The 18,537-nt window shown below is 62.3% G+C and carries 17 protein-coding genes; 10 read left to right on the top strand and 7 right to left on the bottom strand.

The window, feature by feature from the left end:
* Positions 1 to 112: 112 nt before the first annotated feature.
* The 3 genes from KLP42_RS04605 to KLP42_RS04595 all read left to right on the top strand — a co-directional run bounded on the left by KLP42_RS04605 (position 113) and on the right by KLP42_RS04595 (position 3,815).
* Positions 113 to 1,816, top strand: a complete 1,704-nt coding sequence (locus KLP42_RS04605) for a peptide ABC transporter substrate-binding protein (RefSeq protein ID WP_215565017.1) — start codon at positions 113 to 115, stop codon at positions 1,814 to 1,816.
* 75 nt (positions 1,817 to 1,891) lie between these two features.
* Complete coding sequence (locus KLP42_RS04600) at positions 1,892 to 2,902, top strand: ABC transporter permease (RefSeq protein ID WP_215565016.1); 1,011 nt, start codon at positions 1,892 to 1,894, stop codon at positions 2,900 to 2,902.
* Positions 2,895 to 3,815, top strand: coding sequence for an ABC transporter permease (locus tag KLP42_RS04595; protein WP_215565015.1), 921 nt, complete (start codon positions 2,895 to 2,897; stop codon positions 3,813 to 3,815). Before KLP42_RS04600 ends, KLP42_RS04595 begins: the two co-directional genes overlap by 8 nt.
* 328 nt (positions 3,816 to 4,143) lie before the next feature.
* On the opposite strand, the gene KLP42_RS04590 is transcribed toward KLP42_RS04595, so the two are convergent.
* Together KLP42_RS04590 and KLP42_RS04585 are read right to left on the bottom strand one after the other, a co-directional pair.
* Positions 4,144 to 5,154, bottom strand: a complete 1,011-nt coding sequence (locus KLP42_RS04590) for a sensor histidine kinase (RefSeq protein ID WP_252192764.1) — start codon at positions 5,152 to 5,154, stop codon at positions 4,144 to 4,146.
* Between the two features lie 330 nt (positions 5,155 to 5,484).
* A complete protein-coding gene (locus KLP42_RS04585) occupies positions 5,485 to 6,279 on the bottom strand; it encodes a response regulator (protein WP_215565014.1) in 795 nt (264 codons plus the stop codon).
* A gap of 167 nt (positions 6,280 to 6,446) precedes the next feature.
* Here KLP42_RS04585 and KLP42_RS04580 point away from each other — a divergent pair, with 167 nt between their 5' ends.
* Positions 6,447 to 6,629: a NepR family anti-sigma factor gene (locus tag KLP42_RS04580; protein WP_143127247.1), complete on the top strand. Its 183-nt coding sequence runs from the start codon at positions 6,447 to 6,449 to the stop codon at positions 6,627 to 6,629.
* Positions 6,626 to 7,192 (top strand): RNA polymerase sigma factor, encoded by a 567-nt coding sequence (locus KLP42_RS04575; protein ID WP_215565013.1) that lies wholly within the window; start codon positions 6,626 to 6,628, stop codon positions 7,190 to 7,192. The genes KLP42_RS04580 and KLP42_RS04575 overlap by 4 nt, the downstream gene beginning before the upstream one ends.
* Positions 7,193 to 7,207: 15 nt before the next feature.
* Here KLP42_RS04575 and KLP42_RS04570 read toward each other — a convergent pair whose 3' ends face one another.
* Entirely contained in the window at positions 7,208 to 7,615 is a 408-nt protein-coding gene (locus KLP42_RS04570) for a hypothetical protein (RefSeq protein ID WP_215565012.1), read from the bottom strand.
* 70 nt (positions 7,616 to 7,685) lie between these two features.
* Between KLP42_RS04570 and KLP42_RS04565 the strand changes: the two genes are divergently transcribed.
* The 5 genes from KLP42_RS04565 (at position 7,686) to KLP42_RS04545 (ending at position 14,421) form a co-directional block, all read left to right on the top strand.
* The gene (locus tag KLP42_RS04565; RefSeq protein WP_215565421.1) at positions 7,686 to 8,444 is read left to right on the top strand and encodes a Crp/Fnr family transcriptional regulator; all 759 of its coding nucleotides are present in this window, start codon (positions 7,686 to 7,688) and stop codon (positions 8,442 to 8,444) included.
* 545 nt (positions 8,445 to 8,989) lie between these two features.
* On the top strand, positions 8,990 to 9,928 hold the full coding sequence (locus tag KLP42_RS04560; RefSeq protein WP_215565011.1) for a LysR family transcriptional regulator: 939 nt from the start codon (positions 8,990 to 8,992) through the stop codon (positions 9,926 to 9,928).
* Positions 9,929 to 10,146: 218 nt separating this feature from the next.
* A complete protein-coding gene (locus KLP42_RS04555) occupies positions 10,147 to 11,610 on the top strand; it encodes a benzaldehyde dehydrogenase (RefSeq protein WP_215565010.1) in 1,464 nt (487 codons plus the stop codon).
* Between the two features lie 11 nt (positions 11,611 to 11,621).
* Positions 11,622 to 12,758 carry an NAD(P)-dependent alcohol dehydrogenase gene (locus KLP42_RS04550; RefSeq protein WP_215565009.1) on the top strand — a complete coding sequence of 379 codons (1,137 nt, stop codon included), beginning with the start codon at positions 11,622 to 11,624 and terminating at the stop codon, positions 12,756 to 12,758.
* 142 nt (positions 12,759 to 12,900) lie between these two features.
* A complete protein-coding gene (locus KLP42_RS04545) occupies positions 12,901 to 14,421 on the top strand; it encodes a carboxylesterase/lipase family protein (RefSeq protein ID WP_215565008.1) in 1,521 nt (506 codons plus the stop codon).
* 39 nt (positions 14,422 to 14,460) lie between these two features.
* Here the strand turns inward: KLP42_RS04545 and pcaD are convergent, their stop codons facing one another.
* From pcaD to benC, 4 genes are all read right to left on the bottom strand, one after another.
* On the bottom strand, positions 14,461 to 15,252 hold the full coding sequence (pcaD, locus tag KLP42_RS04540) for a 3-oxoadipate enol-lactonase (RefSeq protein WP_215565007.1): 792 nt from the start codon (positions 15,250 to 15,252) through the stop codon (positions 14,461 to 14,463).
* Between the two features lie 65 nt (positions 15,253 to 15,317).
* Positions 15,318 to 16,646, bottom strand: coding sequence for an MFS transporter (locus tag KLP42_RS04535; protein ID WP_215565006.1), 1,329 nt, complete (start codon positions 16,644 to 16,646; stop codon positions 15,318 to 15,320).
* A 37-nt stretch (positions 16,647 to 16,683) separates the two neighbouring features.
* On the bottom strand, positions 16,684 to 17,472 hold the full coding sequence (benD, locus tag KLP42_RS04530; RefSeq protein WP_215565005.1) for a benzoate diol dehydrogenase BenD: 789 nt from the start codon (positions 17,470 to 17,472) through the stop codon (positions 16,684 to 16,686).
* On the bottom strand, positions 17,469 to 18,500 hold the full coding sequence (benC, locus tag KLP42_RS04525) for a benzoate 1,2-dioxygenase electron transfer component BenC (protein WP_215565004.1): 1,032 nt from the start codon (positions 18,498 to 18,500) through the stop codon (positions 17,469 to 17,471). The genes benD and benC overlap by 4 nt, the downstream gene beginning before the upstream one ends.
* Positions 18,501 to 18,537: the final 37 nt, after the last annotated feature.

Below are 18,537 nucleotides of genomic sequence, written 5' to 3'. Positions count from 1 at the left end.
AAATCTCAGAAATTCACCACCGAACTGGGAGGAAAACAGTGAGGGTGGCGATGTGGTCTGGCGACCATGGCCGTGTGGGCCGAAACGCAAAAACATCTCTAAGGGGAAAAGCATGAAGAGATTCAAAATCCTGCTGGCCGGAACGGTTGCCGCTTTGGCTGCGGCAAACTCCGCCTATGCCGGCCGGGGGACCGACGGCGACGTGAAGATCCTGTTCTGGCAGGCGGTTTCGACCCTCAATCCCTATCTCTCGGGCGGCACCAAGGAAGTCTACAGCTCCTCGATGATCATCGAGCCGCTGGCGCGCTATGACGAAACCGGCTCGCTGGTTCCGTGGCTGGTCACCGAAATTCCGACCGTGCAGAACGGCGGCGTCGCGGCCGACATGAAGAGCATCACCTGGAAGCTGAAGCCGGGCGTCAAGTGGTCGGACGGCACCGACTTCACCGCCGACGACGTGGTCTTCACCTGGCAGTATTGCACCGCGCCCGATGGCGGCTGCGCGCAGAAGGCCCAGTTCGAAGGCATCACCAATGTGGAAGCCGTCGACAAGCAGACGGTGAAGGTCAGCTTCTCGGAGCCGAAATACTACCCGTACGGCGCCTTTGTCGGCGCACAGCAGCCGATCCTGCAGAAGGCGCAGTTCAAGGATTGCGTCGGCGCCAAGGCTCCGGGCTGCACCTCGGCCAATTTCGGCCCGATCGGCACCGGCCCCTTCGTCGTGAAGGAATTCAAGCCGAACGACGTGATCACCCTGACCGCCAACCCGAACTTCCGCGATGCCGACAAGCCGGCGTTTGCCAGCGTAACGCTGAAGGGCGGCGGTGACGCAGCCTCGGCGGCGCGCGCCGTTCTGGAAACCGGCGAATACGACTATGCCTGGAACATGCAGGTGGAGCCGGAAGTGCTGGAGACCATGCTGAAGGCCGGCAAGGGCAAGCTGGTCAATGCCTTCGGCACCCAGGTCGAGCGCATCAACATCAACTGGACCAACCCCGATCCGGCGCTCGGCGACAAGCGCTCCACCGTCGAAGGCGGCAAGCATCCGTCGCTTTCCGACCCGGCCGTGCGCAAGGCCCTGTCGATGGCGATCGACCGCGACATCATCAACGAAGCGGGTTACGGTGCCGCCGGCAAGCCGACCTGCAACATCGTTCCCGCCCCGGATGTCTACATCTCGACCACCAATGACTGGTGCCTGAAGCAGGACATTGCCGGCGCCAACAAGCTGCTCGATGATGCCGGCTGGAAGAAGGGTCCCGATGGCATCCGCGCCAAGGACGGCGTCAAGCTTTCCTTCCTCTACCAGACTTCGACCAACTCGGTCCGCCAGGGCACGCAGGCGCTGGTGAAGGACTGGTGGAGCCAGATCGGCGTGGCCGCCGAACTGCGCAACATCTCGGCCTCCGTCTTCTTCGGCGGCGACCCGGCAAGCCCCGACACCTTCCAGAAGTTCTATGCGGACCTGGAAATGTACACCAACAACTTCGACGGCACCGATCCGGAAAAGTATCTGACCGAATGGCTGTGCGACAAGATTCCCTCTCCGGCCAACGGCTGGCAGGGGCAGAACATGCCGCGCTACTGCAACCCGGACTACGACAAGATCGTTGCCGAACTGTCGAAGACCGGCGACCTTGCCAAGCGTGCCGAACTGGTCAAGAAGGCCAACGACATGCTGACCTCGGAAGGCGCCCACATTCCGCTCATCCACCGCGGCCAGGTTTCGGCGATCTCCGCCAAGCTTGACGGGGTCCGGATGAATGCGTGGGATTCCGAACTGTGGAATATCGCAGACTGGTCTCGTAAGAAGTAATGAAGTTCAAGCCGGCTCGCCCTCTTCCGGGGCAGGCCGGCGATTGCTTCTCCGCGACCGTCTGGAGACCGTTGAATGTTCACCTATACGATCCGGCGACTGATGTTCGCCGTACCGACGCTGCTTGTCATCAGCTTCGTCATCTTTGCACTTCTTGATCTTGCCCCGAACGATCCGCTCGGCGACCTGCCGCTGACGATTCCGCCGGAGGTGCGCGAACAGATCCGCGCCGCCATGGGCCTCGATCAGCCCTTCTTCATCCGCTACCTGCACTGGATGCACCAGTTCTTCGTCAACGAGCCGCTCAACATCTTCGAGCAGCTGACGGGGATCACCATCGGCGATGGCGAGCGCATGCGCGTGCTCTCCTGGGCGACCCGCAGCCCGGTGGTCGATCTCATCGTGCAGCGCCTGCCCCAGACGCTCTGGGTCGTCGGCATGGCCTATGTGTTCGGCATTCTCATCGCCATTCCGGTGGGCGTCATCTCCGCCTACCGGCAATACTCGATCTTCGACCAGATCGGCACCTTCGTCACCATGGTCGGCTATTCCGTGCCGACCTTCTTCACCGGCGTGCTGCTGATCGTAATCTTTTCGTCCTGGCTGCAGTGGTTCCCGTCGATCTACGACACGAACCTGGTGGTCAACGACTGGTCGAGCTTCGTCCTGCAGATCAAGCAGATGGTGCTGCCGGTCACGGTTCTGGCGCTTTACAACGCCTCGCAGATCGCCCGTTTCGTCCGCGCCTCCATGCTGGACAATCTCAGCCAGGATTACGTGCGCACCGCCCGCGCCAAGGGCGTCAAGGAAAAGGCGGTCCTGCTGGTGCATGTGCTGCGCAACAGCCTGATCCCGGTCGTCACCGTGATCGCCCTCGGCGTGCCGACGATCTTTTCCGGCGCCATCATCACCGAACAGATCTTCCGCGTGAACGGCCTCGGCCAGTTGCTGATCACCGCCGTGCAGGGCGCCGACATTCCGCTCGTCCAGACACTCACCTTCATCTTTGCCGTGCTGATCGTGCTCTTCAACCTGATCGCCGACGTCCTTTACGGCATCCTTGACCCGAGGATCCGCTATGACTGATGCAACCGCAACCCTTGCCGCACCGAAGACGGCAGAGGTCGAAACGCCGATGGCGCTGTTCTGGCGACGTTTCCGTCGCCACAAGGGCGGCGTGGCGGGCCTGGTGATCTTCATCGCCATCCTCCTCATCGTCTATGTCGGCCCCTTCATCCATACCGTCGACCCGAACAAGATCGACATCCGCGCCAAGAACCAGGGCCCGTCGTTGCTGCATCCCTTCGGCACGGACAATCTGGGCCACGACATGCTGGCGCAGGTGATGGCCGGCGGGCAGATCTCGCTGGCTGTCGGCATGACCGCCATGCTGCTGGCGCTGTTCCTCGGCACGCTGGTCGGCGTGCTGGCGGGCTATTTCCGCCGCCTCGACGGACCGCTGATGCGCCTGACCGACCTGTTCCTGGCGCTGCCGCTCCTGCCGTTGCTGCTGGTCATCATCATGCTGTTCCGCGATACGTTGCGCTCCGCCTTCGGTCCGGAAACCGGTATCTTCATCCTGATCGTCTTCGTCATCGGCATCACCAGCTGGATGCACACTGCCCGCATCGTGCGCGGCGACGTGCTGGCGGTCAAAAGCCAGGAATTCATCACCGCGGCGCAGAGCAGCGGCATGCGGGAATACCGCATCGTGCTGCGGCACATCCTGCCGAACGTGCTGTCTTCGATCATGGTCTCGGCCACGCTCGGCATCGCCTCGGCGATCATCACGGAATCGGCACTCAGCTTCCTCGGCCTCGGCTTTCCCTCGGATTTCCCCACCTGGGGACGCCTGCTGTTCGACGGGGCGAACTTCCTGCAGATCACGCCCTCGCGCGTGCTGTGGCCCGGGCTGGCGATCTCGCTGACGGTTCTCAGCGTCAACTACATGGGCGACGCAGTGCGCGACGCGCTTGATCCGCGCTCCCTGTCACGCTGAACGGGATCAGAACGACCACTCATGCCCCCATTGCGGGGCATGAGGTTCATCCCCACGACCGGTGAGGAAGGGGCCGACGATTTTTTCGGTCATCTGCTTTTTTTGCAAAGGAGGCGGAACCAATCCTGCGGCCGGCCGTTCTTGATACATCTGGAAGCGCCCCCGTCCCCCGCCCTTCAAAGCTTCCAGATACCTCTTCATCCCCCTCGAAGAGACCAACGGTCTCGATTTCTCCGGAAATCGAGACCGTTTTTTTGCGGCAGGACTTCCGGTATCCCTGTTGAGAACGACAGGCTTCGTCAGCGGGCGGCAAGCTCGCCAGCAGCCTCTATTCCGATGCATGCTCGACGGGAAAGACGAGGCTGTAGCTGATGCGATCCGCGCTGATGACGTAATGCGCCTTGCCGTTGACCGAGGCCGGCACGACGCGCTCCAGCACCGTGCTGCCGAAATGCGCCTTCAGGTTCTCATCCTCGCGCGCCTCCAGCCGGCTGGCCTGCGGCGCAAGCCCTTCGTCCCAGCGCACTTCCAGCGCCTCCTGCCCGTTCGCATGGACACGGTTGCAACTGACGCTGATGGCCCGGCCGTTCTTGATCAGCGAGCCGTGGCTGACGGCATTGACGATCAGTTCATGCAGGGCAAGGCCGAGATGCAGCGAGGCGTTCGGCGATAACAGCACGTCATCGCCCGTCACCCGCACGAGCTGCTGGTTTTCCGGCAGGTATTTCTCGGTCTGCTGGCGCACCAGCTCGAAGAAATAGGCGCCGCGCCAGCTGGAATCGGTGATCAGATCCTGCGATTGCGACAGCGAGTAGAGCCGGCCGCGGAACTTGTTCAGGAACATGTCGAGCGTGACGGAATAGCGCGCCGTCTGCAGCGCAATGCTCTGGATGATGGCGAGCAGGTTCTTCGACCGGTGGCTCACCTCACGCAGCAGGGCCCTGAGCAGACGCTCGCGATGGCGCTCCTCCGAGCGATCGACAATGGTGGTGACGAGATGGATGCCCCCCGCCCCCATGGCCACGGCCTGGACCCTGAACTCGTAGATTTCGTCGGAATTGACGGAGATCTCGATGTGCTTCTTCTGCCCGGGCTCTGTCAGCCCGTCCTTCAGAAGACGCAGCTTTTCCGCAATATCGGGGCCGAACAGCGACAGATCGCTTGGAGCCTCCGACAGCCCGCCGGACCAGACATCGGGAAGATTGGTCACGAACAGGTAGTTGCGGTTCAGGTTCTGGATGATGACGCTGGCGCCCAGATCCACCAGCGCCGGCATGAAGAACTCACGCAACTTGTCGTCACTTTCACCAGCCTGTTGCCATGTCAGCTGATGCGACAAGGATTCCACTCCGCCTTGCTGTTGGCCTCGGTATGATCCTGCAAAGACATGCGGATCCGCCAATGACACGCCCGTTATAGGGCCTAACCCAGATGGGGACAACCCGACTGGTCACGAAATTACCGCAATCGGACAGACGCCTTTTCCGCAGGAGAAGACACCGGTGCGGCGCCCGGACGCCCGGCCTTGCCGGGCCTCCGACCGGCACCCTGCGGCAGCCCGTACGGGTTGCGCTGTCACCGATTGGCAGCGCCGACGGAACGCATCCGCACAGCGAATGTTCCCGCCGGATTCGGGCAGACCGCGAGGCAGGCCTGCCCGTGTGCCGGTTCAGGCCGCCGCCTTGACGGCGTCGTTGAAGAAGAGAGCCTGGCTGATGAGCGCCTTCACCATGTCCGGGTTGAAGGGCTTCGTCACCAGGAAGGCCGGCTCCGGCCGCTCGCCGGTCAACAGGCGCTCCGGGAACGCGGTGATGAAGATCACCGGCACGCTGGAGGACTTCAGGATCTCGTTGACGGCATCGATACCGGAACTTCCATCGGCCAGCTGGATGTCGGCAAGAACCATCTTGGGGCCCGAGGCCTGGAACAGCGACACGGCTTCCTTGTGGGTGCGGGCAATGCCGGTGACCCGGTGGCCAAGATCCTGCACCATCTGCTCGATGTCGAGCGCGATCAGCGGCTCGTCCTCGATGATCATGATGTCGGTCGCCACCTGGCGGGAAATCTCGCGCGAGGCCTCGTCGAGCAGGCGCGTCGCCTCATCCACGTCCACTTCGAGAATCTCGGCGGTCTCTTCCAGTGTGAAACCTTCGACCGAAATCAGCAGGAAGGCATGGCGGGCCTGGGAGGGCAGATTGGCCAGATTGGCAACGGCCCGCTGTTCCCAGGCGAAGGGGGAATCGATCGGGCGGATCTCGATGGATGTGGAACCAAAAATCTGGACGAAGAGTTTGTAGAGCGAAACGCGGTCCTTGGACGTTTCCGGAAAGATGGAAACATCTGCAATGAGCGCCTCCAGGACCGCCGCGACATATGCGTCCCCGGAAGTCTGCGAGCCGGTAACAGCGCGGGCGTAGCGGCGCAGATAAGGAAGGTGGGACGCAACGCGTGTGGTGAGTGACATTCAGAATCTCCCCTGATGCCCTGCGGGCAATGAACGTGATATCAACGTCAGCCGGAAAAAAAAGTTCCAAATGCGGGGAACTTTTTTTTCAGCTGTGCATTTCCCTCCACGATATCGCAACAGGCGCCTGCGTGATGAGTGACGACGAGATCAGAAAAAAAGAAAAGATGACGACAGCACAATCGAACAACTTCCGGCCAGGCGCAATGCTGCCGAACGCGTCGATTTCCCGCAAGTTGCGGGAGTTCTACGACGCGGTTCAGGAAGAAGGGATCCCCGACAGGTTCCTTGAACTTCTCGAGCGCCTCGAGGAAGCCGAAAAGAACGCCAAATCGGTGAAAGCGAAATGAGCACGACGTACAGGGACGTCGATCGCGCCTTCAAGCGTGATCTGCTGGCATCTTTGCCCAATCTGCGCGCCTTCGCCGTGTCGCTGACCGGCCGCCACGACAAGGCGGACGATCTGGTACAGGACACGATCATGAAGGCCTGGGCAAACCAGGGCAGTTTTACCGCCGGCACGAACATGCGCGCATGGCTGTTCACCATCCTGCGCAACGAGTTCTACAGCCAGATGCGCAAGCGCGGCCGCGAGGTGCAGGACAGCGACGGCCTGTTCAGCGAACGGTTCTCGGTGCATCCGGAACAGTATGGACGGCTTGATCTGCAGGACTTCCGCAAGGCGCTCGACACGCTGCCGGATGACCAGCGAGAAGCGATCATCCTGGTGGGGGCCGCAGGCTTTGCCTATGAGGAAGCCGCCTCGATCTGCGGATGCGCGGTGGGTACGATCAAGAGCCGCGTTTCGCGCGCCCGCACAAGGCTTCAGGAACTGCTCGGCGTTTCCGGCGAAGGCGATTTCGGGCCGGATCCGGGCGATGCCGCCATCACCGCACGCGCCTTCGGCAGCTGACCTGCCAAAGTCATCTTACATCTTCGCCGCCCGGCGAACGATCTCCACCAGCTCATCATCATCAAATGGTCGCGAAATGACAGGAATGCCGAAGAAACCCGGCAGTCCGCGACGATGTGCGCTGTCAACGGAGGAGAACACGATCCCGGTGCCTGCATCCTGCAGGCGCCGGACGCGGGCGGCCGCGGTATCGGACAGCAGGGCGGCGTCGAGAAAGAGAATGTCGAAGCGCAGCGTTTCGAGCGCCAGGTCGATATCGCGGGGAACGGCGATCTCCACCGTGCAAGCCAGCTGGTCGGTCAGTACCTGTTCGGCTTCCAGAGCCACGAGATATTCGACGTCGATGACGAGGACGTGCACAAATGCGGCTCCCGATGAATGCCGTGAGCAATGCCGTAGATCATTGCCCGCAGGTGCCGTCATTTAAAAAAGACACACCTGTTCCCGTTTCCTGTATCATTTTCTGCCAGCGATGGGAGCGCTCCGGATGACCATGACACAGGCCAAGACGCTGACGCCGCCGCGCATCCCCTGCGACCTCTGTCCGTTGCGGCGCCGGGAGGCCTTTCGCGACTTCTCCGGCGAGGAACTGCAATTCGTGGCGAACTTCAAGTTCGGCGAGCATCTGGCCGAACCCGGCACCACCATCATTGCCGAGGGCCAGCGCCACCCGCAGCTCTACACGGTGCTGGCCGGCTGGGGTTTCCGCTACAAGATCCTCGAGGATGGCCGCCGGCAGATCCTCAACTATCTGCTGCCGGGCGATCTGGCCGGGCTGCAGGGCAACCTGATGTCCGAAATGCTGCATTCGGTGGAGGCGCTGACGCGCATGTCGCTGTGTGTGTTCGAGCGCCAGCGGCTGACCGCCCTCTTCCGCCAGCATCCCTCGCTCGCCTATGACCTGACCTGGATCGCCTCCCGCGAGGAATCGATGCTGGACGAGCATCTGCTCAGCATAGGCCGCCGCACCGCGCTCGAGCGCGCCGCCTATCTCCTGGCCTTCCTCGATCACCGGGCGCATGTGACCGGCGTCTTCGGCGAGGAGGGTCCCTTCGTCCTGCCCCTGACGCAGCAGCATGTGGCCGATACGCTCGGCCTTTCGCTGGTCCACACCAACAAGACGCTGCGCAAGCTGCTGGATGCCGGCGTGTTGCGATGGCTCGACCGCGGCTCGGAAGTGCTCGACCCTGCCCGTTTGCGCGAGATAGCCGGCTGGCAGCCGACAAAGGAAGGACGGCGCCCCTTCATCTGAAGGCGCGCCAGACAATGTACTGAAATCATTGACTTTTCATCATTTGCTCACCCTTAAGGACAGCGAATTTATGCTAGCTCAGTAGCGCATAGACTTCGGAATTCTTCAATGATTTCAATGTAGCGTTTCCGGGCACGGACGCTGCGCTAGCGCAGTTTCAGCGCAGCGCTCCGACCGAAGTAACTGCATTGGAGCCCTGATTATGTTGCAGCGTAACGAGTGAGCAAACAGCATCCCGGAAGATCGAGCACATCGGCTTCATGTTTGGGGGGCCGCCTCTCCCACCGCCAAGGCAAGCATGCGGCTGAGGCGCATCGTCTTTTGCCACTTGCCGCGATCTATGAGGGTGGCTTACGCTCGAAGGCTGCGCGGCTGGGGCAATGTGGCGCTGCAGATCGCGTGCTACTGGCCTTGCGGTTCAATGCCACTGGCCCGGAGGGGCTGATCGATAGCAAAGCTCCAGGAAAAGGGCCATGCTTGTGCTCCGGTCTGCCAGACATGTATCCGAGCCCCGTTAACATTCAGGGGCCATAAAGGGCTAAGACATGGAAGTTCGCCAACTTCGGTATTTCGTAGCGGTCGCAACCGAGCGCAATTTTTCGCGCGCAGCAGAACTCCTGCACATTGCCCAACCCCCTCTCAGCCGACAGATCCAGCAACTGGAGGAGGAGCTTGGTGTCATCCTGATTGATCGCACGAAGCGGCCGCTGACCCTCACGCAGGCGGGAGGCTTCTTCCTGGAGCAGGCATCGCAGATCCTAAGGCGACTGGAGCATGTGCGCGATCAGACGCAGAGGATCGGAAAATCGCAGCGTGAGCGCTTCGTCATCGGATGCGTCGGCTCGACGCTCTACGGCGGCATTCCCGATCTCGTTCGGCGGATGCGCCAGCACTGGCCCGATCTCGACATCGAGATCCGTGAAATGATGTCCACCGAGCAGATCGCGGCGCTCAAGGAGCGCCACATCGATGTCGGTTTCGGTCGAGTGCGCTTCAATGACAAAGAGGTGGAGCGCCTGACACTCCGGGACGAACGGCTGGTCGTCGCCCTGCCCCTTGGCCATCCCAGGGCTGGCGAGACAGAGCCAGTGGCGCTTCGCGATCTCGCTGGCGAAACGCTGATCGTTTACCCCTCCATGCCCCGACCGAGCTTCGCGGATGAAGTCCTCAACCTTTTCGAGGAGATCCGGGTGCGCTTCCAGGGCATCGAAGAAGTGCGCGAGATCCAGACGGCACTGGGCATGGTGGCCGCTGGCGCCGGAATCTGCCTCATCCCGGCAGCCTCCCAGCGTCAGCGCCCCGATGATGTCGTCTACCGCATGGTCGCGGATGAAAACGCCACCTCGCCCATCATCATGAGCTACCGGCGAGACAATGCCAATGGCCGCACAGAGGCGATCAAACAGCTCATTCGCGAAATGTATGCGGATAATCCCCCTTGGCTCCAGCTATCCAGCGTGCGCCTCGACAAGGGCGCGGCCTGAGGCATTCCCGGGCGCCGGCACTCAAGTACTCAAGTACTAAAGAGCGTCCGGCCACACGCCATACCGGAAAGGTATGGATTGATACTTGAACGGTTCTGGCTGGAGGCACGCTCCGGCGCTAGCTTGCCAGCCGGTGAGGAGACCGAGCAGCCCCGGCGCAAAACCGACGGACGACGGTACAATTTTCCTCGCCCTCGCGGCAAAAACGGAGGAAAAGCATGCCGGAACCCCAACTCCTTCAACAGGAACATTTGGACGGTCACGTCTATGACGGGGGCTGGCGACCCTCGACCACAGTTCGTGATGTCTGCGAACCCGCGACGGGCAGGAAACTTGCAAGCGTCGGTATGGCCACCCCGCAGGAGGTGAGCCGGGCGGCGGAGGCGGCCCGGCTCACGCAGCCGGCCTGGGCCGCAACCGGCTATGAGCGCCGCGCCGAAGTTCTTCGCGCCGCCGCGCGCATTGCGGAAATCCATTCCGATGAGATCGCCAACTGGCTGGTGCGCGAAGCCGGCTCCATTATTCCCAAAGCTCAGTTCGAAGTGTCGCTGACAATCAAGGCGCTCTACGAGGCCGCGTCCATGCCCTCGCAGGCAACGGGCCAGGTTCTGCCCTCCGAGCCGGGCCGCATCAGCATCGCCCGTCGTCGGCCGATCGGCGTGATCGGTGTCATCTCGCCCTTCAACTTTCCGCTCTATCTGGCCATGCGCGCCGTCGCACCGGCCATCGCCGTCGGCAACGCCGTCGTGCTGAAACCGGATCCTCGCACGGCCATTAGCGGCGGTCAGGTCATCGCGCGCCTCTTCGAGATGGCCGGCCTGCCGACCGGCTGCCTGTCCGTTCTTCCGGGAGACGGGGCGGCAGGGGCAGCGTTGTGCGAAAATCGCGACATTGGCATGATCCAGTTCACCGGCTCGACGGCCGCCGGCCGCAAGGTGGGTGAAACCGCCAGCCGAAATCTGAAGAAGGTCTCGCTGGAACTTGGCGGCAAGAACTCCTTCATCGTGCTTGATGACGCCGATCTTGACCTTGCAGTGAAGAATGCAGTCTGGAGCGTCTACCTGCACCAGGGCCAGATCTGCATGTCGGCGGGGCGCGTCCTCGTCCATTCCGCAGTTGCCGCAGAGTTTACCCGCCGCCTGGCCGCGCATGCGCGCAATCTGCCCGTCGGCGACCCCGCCTCCGGTCAGGTCGCGCTCGGCCCAATCATCAATCAGGTGCAGGTCGATCACGCCCTGAAGGTCGTCTCCGCTGCCGTGGAGGCAGGAGCCACCCTGGAGACCGGCGGCAAGAGCAACGGTCTGTTCTTTGAACCGACGGTGCTCACCGGCGTGAAGCCCGGCAATCCCGCCTTCGAGGAGGAAATCTTCGGCCCCGTCGCCGTCGTCACCACCTTCGATACGGATGACGAAGCGGCAGCACTCGTTAATGCAACGGATTACGGCCTGTCCGCCGCCATCGTCTCCCGCTCGGTCGGCCGGGCCATGGCGCTTGGCGAGAAGCTTCGCGTCGGGCTGCTGCACATCAACGATTCCACCGTCAACGACGAGGTCGTCAATCCCTTCGGCGGCGTCGGCGCATCCGGGAACGGAACCAGCATCGGCGGCCCCGCCAACTGGGAAGAATTCACGCAATGGCAATGGGTCACGGTCAAGTCCGAAGCGCCCGCCTATCCCCTGTGAGGTCAAGAGAGATGAACCAGACTTTCCGCTGCACCGAAATCACCGCCGCCGTAACCCGGGCACAGGGCGCGCCCTTCACGCTGGAAAAAGGGCGCATCCGGGCGCCCGAGGGCACGGAAGTGCTCGTGCGCATCGTCGCCACCGGCCTTTGCCACACCGACCTGATCGTGCGCGACCAGTATTATCCGGTTCCGCTTCCTGCCGTGCTCGGCCATGAAGGGGCTGGCATCGTCGAGGCGGTCGGCCCGAACGTCACCACGCTGCAACCGGGCGACCATGTCGTCCTCACCTTCGGCTCCTGCGGCCATTGCGACCTCTGTGCACAGGGTCATGTCTGCTACTGCCAGAACTTCTTCGGCCTCAACTTCGGTGGCGCCGACAAGGACGGCAAGACCGCCATCGAGGACATGGATGGCAAGCCGCTGCACGACCACTTCTTCGCCCAGTCGTCCTTTGCGACCTATGCCATTGCAACCGAAGGCAATACGGTGAAGGTGCCGAAGGATGCCCCTCTGGAGATACTGGGCCCGCTCGGATGCGGTATCCAGACGGGCGCAGGCGCGGTCATGAACTCGCTGAAGGTCGGCCCCGGAACCGCTTTCGCAAGCTTTGGTGCCGGCGCCGTCGGCCTGAGCGCCGTGATGGCGGCAAAAGCGGTGGGTGCCACGACCATCATCGCCGTCGATGTGGTGGCATCGCGGCTTGAACTGGCAAAGGAGCTGGGCGCCACCCATGTGGTGAACAGCCGCGAGCAGGACATGGTCGAGGCCGTCCGGAAGATCACCGGCGGCGGCGTCGATTTCGCTCTGGAAACCACCGGGCGTGCCGAGGTTCTGGCACAGGCGGTCGAATGCCTCGGTTCGCTCGGCACGATCGGCGTCGTCGGAGCACCGAAGCTCGGGACCAAGGCCGAATTCGACATCAACAACCTGCTGCTGCTGGGACGCAGCATTCGCGGCATCGTCGAAGGTGACAGCGTTCCGCAGATCTTCATCCCGCAATTGATCGAACTCAACCGCCAGGGGCGTTTTCCCTTCGACAAGCTGATCAAGTTCTATCCGTTCGACAAGATCAACGAGGCAGTGAAGGACAGCGAAAGCGGCGTGACGCTCAAGGCTGTCCTGAAGATCGCAGACATCCCGGCATAATGACCTGCCCCATCTTGTCGGCGGGATCCGACGATCTTCGCCGTCAAGATGGGGCTGCGGTGCCAATAGGTCCGCGCGGAGTTGAGGACGCTGCCATGCGGCCCGGAGGGTGGCACCTCCAACAAAAGAAGCAGAGCGATTAATGACCCAATCAGATGACCTAACCATAGAGACCCGTTCCGGCCCGGTGAAGGGGCAGATCCGTGACGGCGTGCGCACCTGGTTTGGCGTTCCTTACGCCGCAGCGCCCGTGGGGGTATTGCGTTATCGAGCGCCGGAACCGCCCCCTGCCTGGGACAGTGTGCGGAACGCCGACAGCTTTGGCCCGCTTCCTCTTCAGAAAAGAGGCTTCGAGGCCATCGGAGGCGCCGGCACAAACACGCCCATGTCCGAGGACTGCCTGACGCTCAACATATCGGCCCCTCTGAAGATTTCGGGCAAGTTGAAGCCCGTCGTCGTCTGGATCTATGGCGGTGGCTTCACGCTTGGCGGTTCCCGTTCACCGCTCTATCGCGGCAATCATCTTGTCGAGGACGGCGACGTCGTCTATGTCAGCTTCAACTATCGGGTCGGCATCTTCGGCTTTGCCGACTTCAGCCGTTGGGGGATGCCCGGCTCTCCCATCGACACCAACCTGGGTCTGCGCGACCAGATCGCCGCACTCACATGGGTTCAGCAGAATATCAGGGCGTTTGGCGGCGATCCGGACCGTGTGACAATTTTCGGCCAGTCCGCCGGCGCGGCCTGTGTCATCTACCTGATGTGCGTTCCGGCCGCGCAAGGCCTGTTCCACCGCGCCTTTGCCATGAGCCCGTCGGCGCAGAGCGTCTTCGGCAGTGACCGCCATGCCCTCTTCGCCCGCGATCTGGTCAGTCTTCTGGGTGTCGACCCCGACAACCGGGAGGCCACGAACCACGCGTTGAAGACTGAGGATGGCGCACGCCTGATCGATGCGGCCAGCCAATACTATTACGACATCGCGCCGGACAAATATCCGGGCATGCTGCCCTCTTCGCCGGTCATCGATGGCGATATCCTGCCCAAACATCCGATCGAAGCCTTCCAGGATGGCTCAGCCATGAAGATTCCGCTCGTTATCGGAACAATGTCTCGGGAAGGCGCCATGCTGGACAAGGCGCTGCCTGTCATTTCCACACGGGTAAACCGGCTGGAAGCCATGTTTGCCGAGACGGCCTCCGGCAGTGTCCGAAATCGTATCGCAGACGTCTATCGGGGCTTTCCGTCGAAGAAACGCGCCATCGATATCGGCGGCGACTTCACCTTCTGGCTTCCGGCCCTGCGGATTGCAGAGGGCCATTCCAAGCATGCCGATTGCTGGTCCTACCGTTTCGACTACGCGACCCTGCTGACGCGCCTCGTCTTTGGCGAGGCAACCCACGGCCTTGATCTGCCGATGGTGTTTGGCACGACGGGAGAAGGCGAACTTGGCCGCCTCGATCTGTTTTATCGCCGCCGATCGAAAGCTGTCGGCGACCGTTTTAGAACCCTCTTCACCCAATTTGCGCATGGCAAGAGCCCGGACTGGGACCGCTATGATGCAGCCAGTCGCATGACCAGGATCTTTGACCATCAGGATCGCACCGAGGGCGACCCGCGGCAGGAGCGGCGTCTTGCCTGGGGGACTTACCGCGGCCCCGCCTGAAGCGACCTCACGCCTGCGGCCTGCCTGGAAGGCTCAAAGTCAATCCGCCTCCGTGCCCAAAAAACCAGAGAGCGCTTCATTGAACCGCTCTGCGGATTCGATGTTGACGATGTGGCGTCCCGGCAGGCTGAGGTGACATCCATTTGCAACCCCTGTTGCGATCCTTTCAAGATCCGACGGAGGGCATACCGGGTCGTCCGCACCGGAAATTGCCAGCACAGGGCAGGAGATCAAAGAGAGGTTTTCGTGGAAATCGGCGTCGGCAAGGGCAGCGCAGCCTCCGAGATAGCCGTTAATCGACGTTGCCTGAAAGGCTGCAACACACGCCTCGATCACGTCCGGCGCTTCGGCGACAAAAGCAGGCGTAAACCAGCGCTCCACCGTTGCCGCCCGCAAGGGGGCAAGGCCATGGGCGGACACGGCCTTCATGCGCTCGGTCCAGGATTGCGTCGTGCCGATCCGGGCGGCCGTGGCGCACAGCACGATCTTGTCAAATCTGTGGGCCACATTGATTGCCAGCCACTGTCCCACCAGTCCGCCGATGGAGAGGCCGCAGAAATGCGCCCGTTCTATGCCAAGATGCTCCATCAAATGCAGGACGTCGGCACCGAGATCGGCCATGGAAAACGGCGGTGGCGGCGAAGACGACAGGCCATGGCCGCGCCGGTCGTAGCGCAGAATGCGGAACTGCCCTTTCAGGGCCTCGGCCTGCCGATCCCACATGGAAAGATCGGTGCCGAGCGAGTTGCAGAAGACAAGCCACGCCTTGTCATGGCCGCGTGCATCGACGCGGTAGTGCAAACGATGATGCGGTCGTTCCAGATACGGCATTTGCGTGACTTTCGAAAAGAGACAGAGAAAGGAGGCCCGGGTGCCGGGCCTCCTTGGTGATCTTTTCAGGCCGGCGTGAGTTCGCGAAAGGCCTTGCGAGTGCTGAGCACGGAATAGGCGATCATGGCGAAGGTGGAGACGACCGCCGGCACCGCAAACAGCATGAAGTTCTGCTGGAGCGGCAGTTCCTGCGCGAGCAGATAGCCGCCGAAGGTCGGGCCGACGATCGCGCCGATCCGGCCGACGCCAGACGCCCATCCAAGGCCGGTCGAGCGTATGGAAAGGCCGTAGAGCTGCGCAACGCTGGCATAGAGAAGGATCTGCGTGCCGATCGTCGTGGCGCCTGCCACGAAGACGCTGAGGAACAGCAGGCTTGCCGGCAGGCCTGTCCCGATGAGCGCAATCGAAACAGCGGCCGCAGCAAAGAAGCAAACCACGACCTTTGGCAGGCCGAAGCGGTCTCCCAGACGTCCGCCAGCAATGGCCCCGACCATGCCACCAAAGTTCAGCGAGAACAGACTGAGCAGACTTGCCCTTTCGGCATATCCCGCTTCTTGGAGAACCTTCGGCAACCAGGACGACAGGAGATAGACAAGCAGCAGACAGCAGAAGAAGGAGACCCACACCATGGCCGTGCGGCTGCCGCGATCCTGCCGGAACAGTTCTGCCACCGAAACCGAGGTGACTTTCGTTTCGGTGAAGACGAGCCGGTCGCCATCGGCGATGGGCTGGGCCGGATAGAGCCTGGTATAAATCGCCCGCGCCTCCGTCTGCCGGTCCTGGCGGACCAGGAAACCGAGCGATTCCGGCAGGTGCCACAGGATGAAGGGCAGGATGGCGAGCGGCACTGCCGCAACAAAGAACATCCACTGCCAGCCGAAGGCGGGAATGATGGTGATCCCGAGGCTTGCCGCCACCATGCCGCCAATGGAATAGCCCGAGAACATCAGGGCGACCATCGTGCTGCGCAACCGCTTCGGCGCATATTCGTTCATCAGCGCCACCGCATTCGGCATCAGCCCGCCGCAGCCGAGCCCAGCCAGAAAGCGAAGGATTTCGAACTGCCGGGGCGACTGGGCAAAACCGGTGGCGATCGTTGCCGTGGTAAACAGCAAGAAGCTGATAGCAATGCCCTTCTTGCGGCCGAACCTGTCTGCAAGCGGGCCAAAGATCAACGCGCCGAACATCATGCCGAACAGTGCCCATGCTTGCAGTGCTCCGGCCTGAGGCTTGGTCAGCCCCCATTCGGCGATCAGCTTGGGCAGTACGGTGCCGGCCACGAAGACATCGTAGCCGTCGATGATGAGCAGCAGCCCGCATAGGCCGACGATCATCCACTGGAAACGCCCGAACGGTCCCTCGTCTATGGCCTCATTGATATCGATTGTGCGCATGTTCACTCCTCCCAGGTGTCTGCGTGATGGGTTCGTCTCAGCCGAGGTCGCCTCCTGCGACCGGCAGGACGGACCCGGTGATGTAGGATGCTTCGTCGGACGCCAGGAACAGGATCGGCCCGACCTGCTCGGACAAGGTGCCGTAGCGCTTCATGAAGCTCGACTGCTTCACCTGCGTCACGACATCGCGCATCCAGCCCTGCTCCTGCGCCGTATCTCCCTCGGCATTGCGCGGCACGCGCCGTGGCGGCGCCTCCGTTCCGCCCGGTGCCGTCGCGACGACGCGGATGTTGCGCGCGGCGACTTCCATGGCGAGTGACTGGGTCAGCGCGTTGATGCCGCCCTTGGCCGCCGAATAGGGCACACGGTGAATGCCGCGCGTGGCATTGGACGAGACATTGACGATGGTTCCGGCCCCTCGCTTGAAGAGGTGCGGCAGAACCGCATGGCAGCAATAGAGCGTAGGCATCAGCGAACGGCGGATCTCGGCTTCGATCTGCCCCGGCTCGAAGGCCTCATAAGGGCGCATCCGGATCGCGCCGCCAACATTGTTGATGAGGATGTCGATGCGTCCGAACTGTTCCGCTGCATGCCGCATCGCCGTCTCAGCGCCCGCATGAGTTTCAAGATCGGCGACGCAGGCCGCCGCCCGCTCGGTGCGCAGGGCAGCGACAGCCTCACGCACGATCTCGGCGCGATCGACGAAGAGCACTTCTCCCCCTTCCGCGACCACGCGGGAGGCAGCCGCAAGCCCGATGCCCTGGGCGGCCCCAGTGACCACCACGACCTTACCGCGAAACCGGCCTTCGAAGACGGGCGTGTTCATGCGCTTTCCTTCAGCGGCAGGTTCGGCGTGAACTTTTCGTAGTGGAAACTGCCAGGCGTGATCCCCGTCTGTGACAGCCAAGCCCTGACCGCATCGACCATCGGCGGCGGGCCGCAGAGATAGATATCGACCGTGCCACCCGCGAGCAGGTCCTGCGGCATGTGTTGCGTCACCCATCCCTTGCGCGGGTGCGACGAGGCTGCGTCTGCGACAACCGTCGTGAAGCTGAAACCGGATACGCGCTCGGCATAGGCTTCCAGGACATCGACCAGAACGAGATCCTCATCCCGCGTGACACCGTAGACGAGATGGACCGGCGGGCCCGGCTCTCCCTGCGCCAGTACTTCCAGCATGGAGAGGAAGGGAGCGAGCCCCGTCCCGCCGGCGAGAAACAGCAACGGACGCTGCCTCTCGCGCAGATAGAAGCTCCCCATGGGCCCCGTGAACGTCAACTGGTCCCCCGGCCTGGCATGAGCAAGCCAGCCGCTCATCAGCCCGCCGGGTTGCCGCTTGATAAGGAACCCGAGGCGGCTTTGCCCCGGTGCGGTGGTGAAGGAGTAGGACCGCGTGGCACCGTTGCTGCCGGGCACATCGATGTTGACGTATTGGCCCGGCAAAAACTGCGGCGCGACGGCGGCATCCACATCAAGTTCCAGCACGATGGCGGCATCACTGTGTGCAGCGATCTCAACCACGGTGGCTGAAAGCTTCTGCTGCCCCGTCTTGCAAGCCGAAGATCGGGTTGGAACCGAGACGATACCATCGCTGGTCGGGCGCATCTGGCAGGTCAGCACCAGCCTGTCAGCCGCTTCGTCCTCGCTCAGCGCGTCCTCGATATAGTCATCGCCAAGATCGTAGCTGCCAGCTTCCGAACGGCATTTGCAAGTGCCGCAAACACCGTCCGAACAGTCCATGGGCAGGTTGATCTGGCTGCGATAGGCTGCGTCAAGAAGCTTCTCTCCCGCGTGGCATTCGACGAAACGCGTTATGCCGTCTTCGAAATTCAGTGCGATCCGATAGCTGGCCATAGATCCTCCTCCCTTGGAAATGCGAGCCTTCCGCTCC

It is taken from the genome of Rhizobium sp. CSW-27 (assembly GCF_018760785.1).
Taxonomy (GTDB): domain Bacteria; phylum Pseudomonadota; class Alphaproteobacteria; order Rhizobiales; family Rhizobiaceae; genus Neorhizobium.
The sequence above is the reverse complement of the archived record's forward strand: the minus strand, read 5'-3'. Positions and strand labels throughout refer to the sequence as shown.

Coding starts and splice junctions, on each gene's coding strand:
- pcaD (WP_215565007.1), bottom strand. CDS start 15,252: ATGCCGTATCTGGAACGACCGCATCATCGTTTGCACTACCGCGTCGAT.
- KLP42_RS04550 (WP_215565009.1), top strand. CDS start 11,622: ATGAACCAGACTTTCCGCTGCACCGAAATCACCGCCGCCGTAACCCGG.
- KLP42_RS04575 (WP_215565013.1), top strand. CDS start 6,626: ATGAGCACGACGTACAGGGACGTCGATCGCGCCTTCAAGCGTGATCTG.
- KLP42_RS04545 (WP_215565008.1), top strand. CDS start 12,901: ATGACCCAATCAGATGACCTAACCATAGAGACCCGTTCCGGCCCGGTG.
- benD (WP_215565005.1), bottom strand. CDS start 17,472: ATGAACACGCCCGTCTTCGAAGGCCGGTTTCGCGGTAAGGTCGTGGTG.
- KLP42_RS04605 (WP_215565017.1), top strand. CDS start 113: ATGAAGAGATTCAAAATCCTGCTGGCCGGAACGGTTGCCGCTTTGGCT.
- KLP42_RS04600 (WP_215565016.1), top strand. CDS start 1,892: ATGTTCACCTATACGATCCGGCGACTGATGTTCGCCGTACCGACGCTG.
- KLP42_RS04570 (WP_215565012.1), bottom strand. CDS start 7,615: ATGACGGCACCTGCGGGCAATGATCTACGGCATTGCTCACGGCATTCA.
- benC (WP_215565004.1), bottom strand. CDS start 18,500: ATGGCCAGCTATCGGATCGCACTGAATTTCGAAGACGGCATAACGCGT.
- KLP42_RS04560 (WP_215565011.1), top strand. CDS start 8,990: ATGGAAGTTCGCCAACTTCGGTATTTCGTAGCGGTCGCAACCGAGCGC.
- KLP42_RS04555 (WP_215565010.1), top strand. CDS start 10,147: ATGCCGGAACCCCAACTCCTTCAACAGGAACATTTGGACGGTCACGTC.
- KLP42_RS04535 (WP_215565006.1), bottom strand. CDS start 16,646: ATGCGCACAATCGATATCAATGAGGCCATAGACGAGGGACCGTTCGGG.
- KLP42_RS04565 (WP_215565421.1), top strand. CDS start 7,686: ATGACACAGGCCAAGACGCTGACGCCGCCGCGCATCCCCTGCGACCTC.
- KLP42_RS04585 (WP_215565014.1), bottom strand. CDS start 6,279: ATGTCACTCACCACACGCGTTGCGTCCCACCTTCCTTATCTGCGCCGC.
- KLP42_RS04595 (WP_215565015.1), top strand. CDS start 2,895: ATGACTGATGCAACCGCAACCCTTGCCGCACCGAAGACGGCAGAGGTC.
- KLP42_RS04580 (WP_143127247.1), top strand. CDS start 6,447: ATGACGACAGCACAATCGAACAACTTCCGGCCAGGCGCAATGCTGCCG.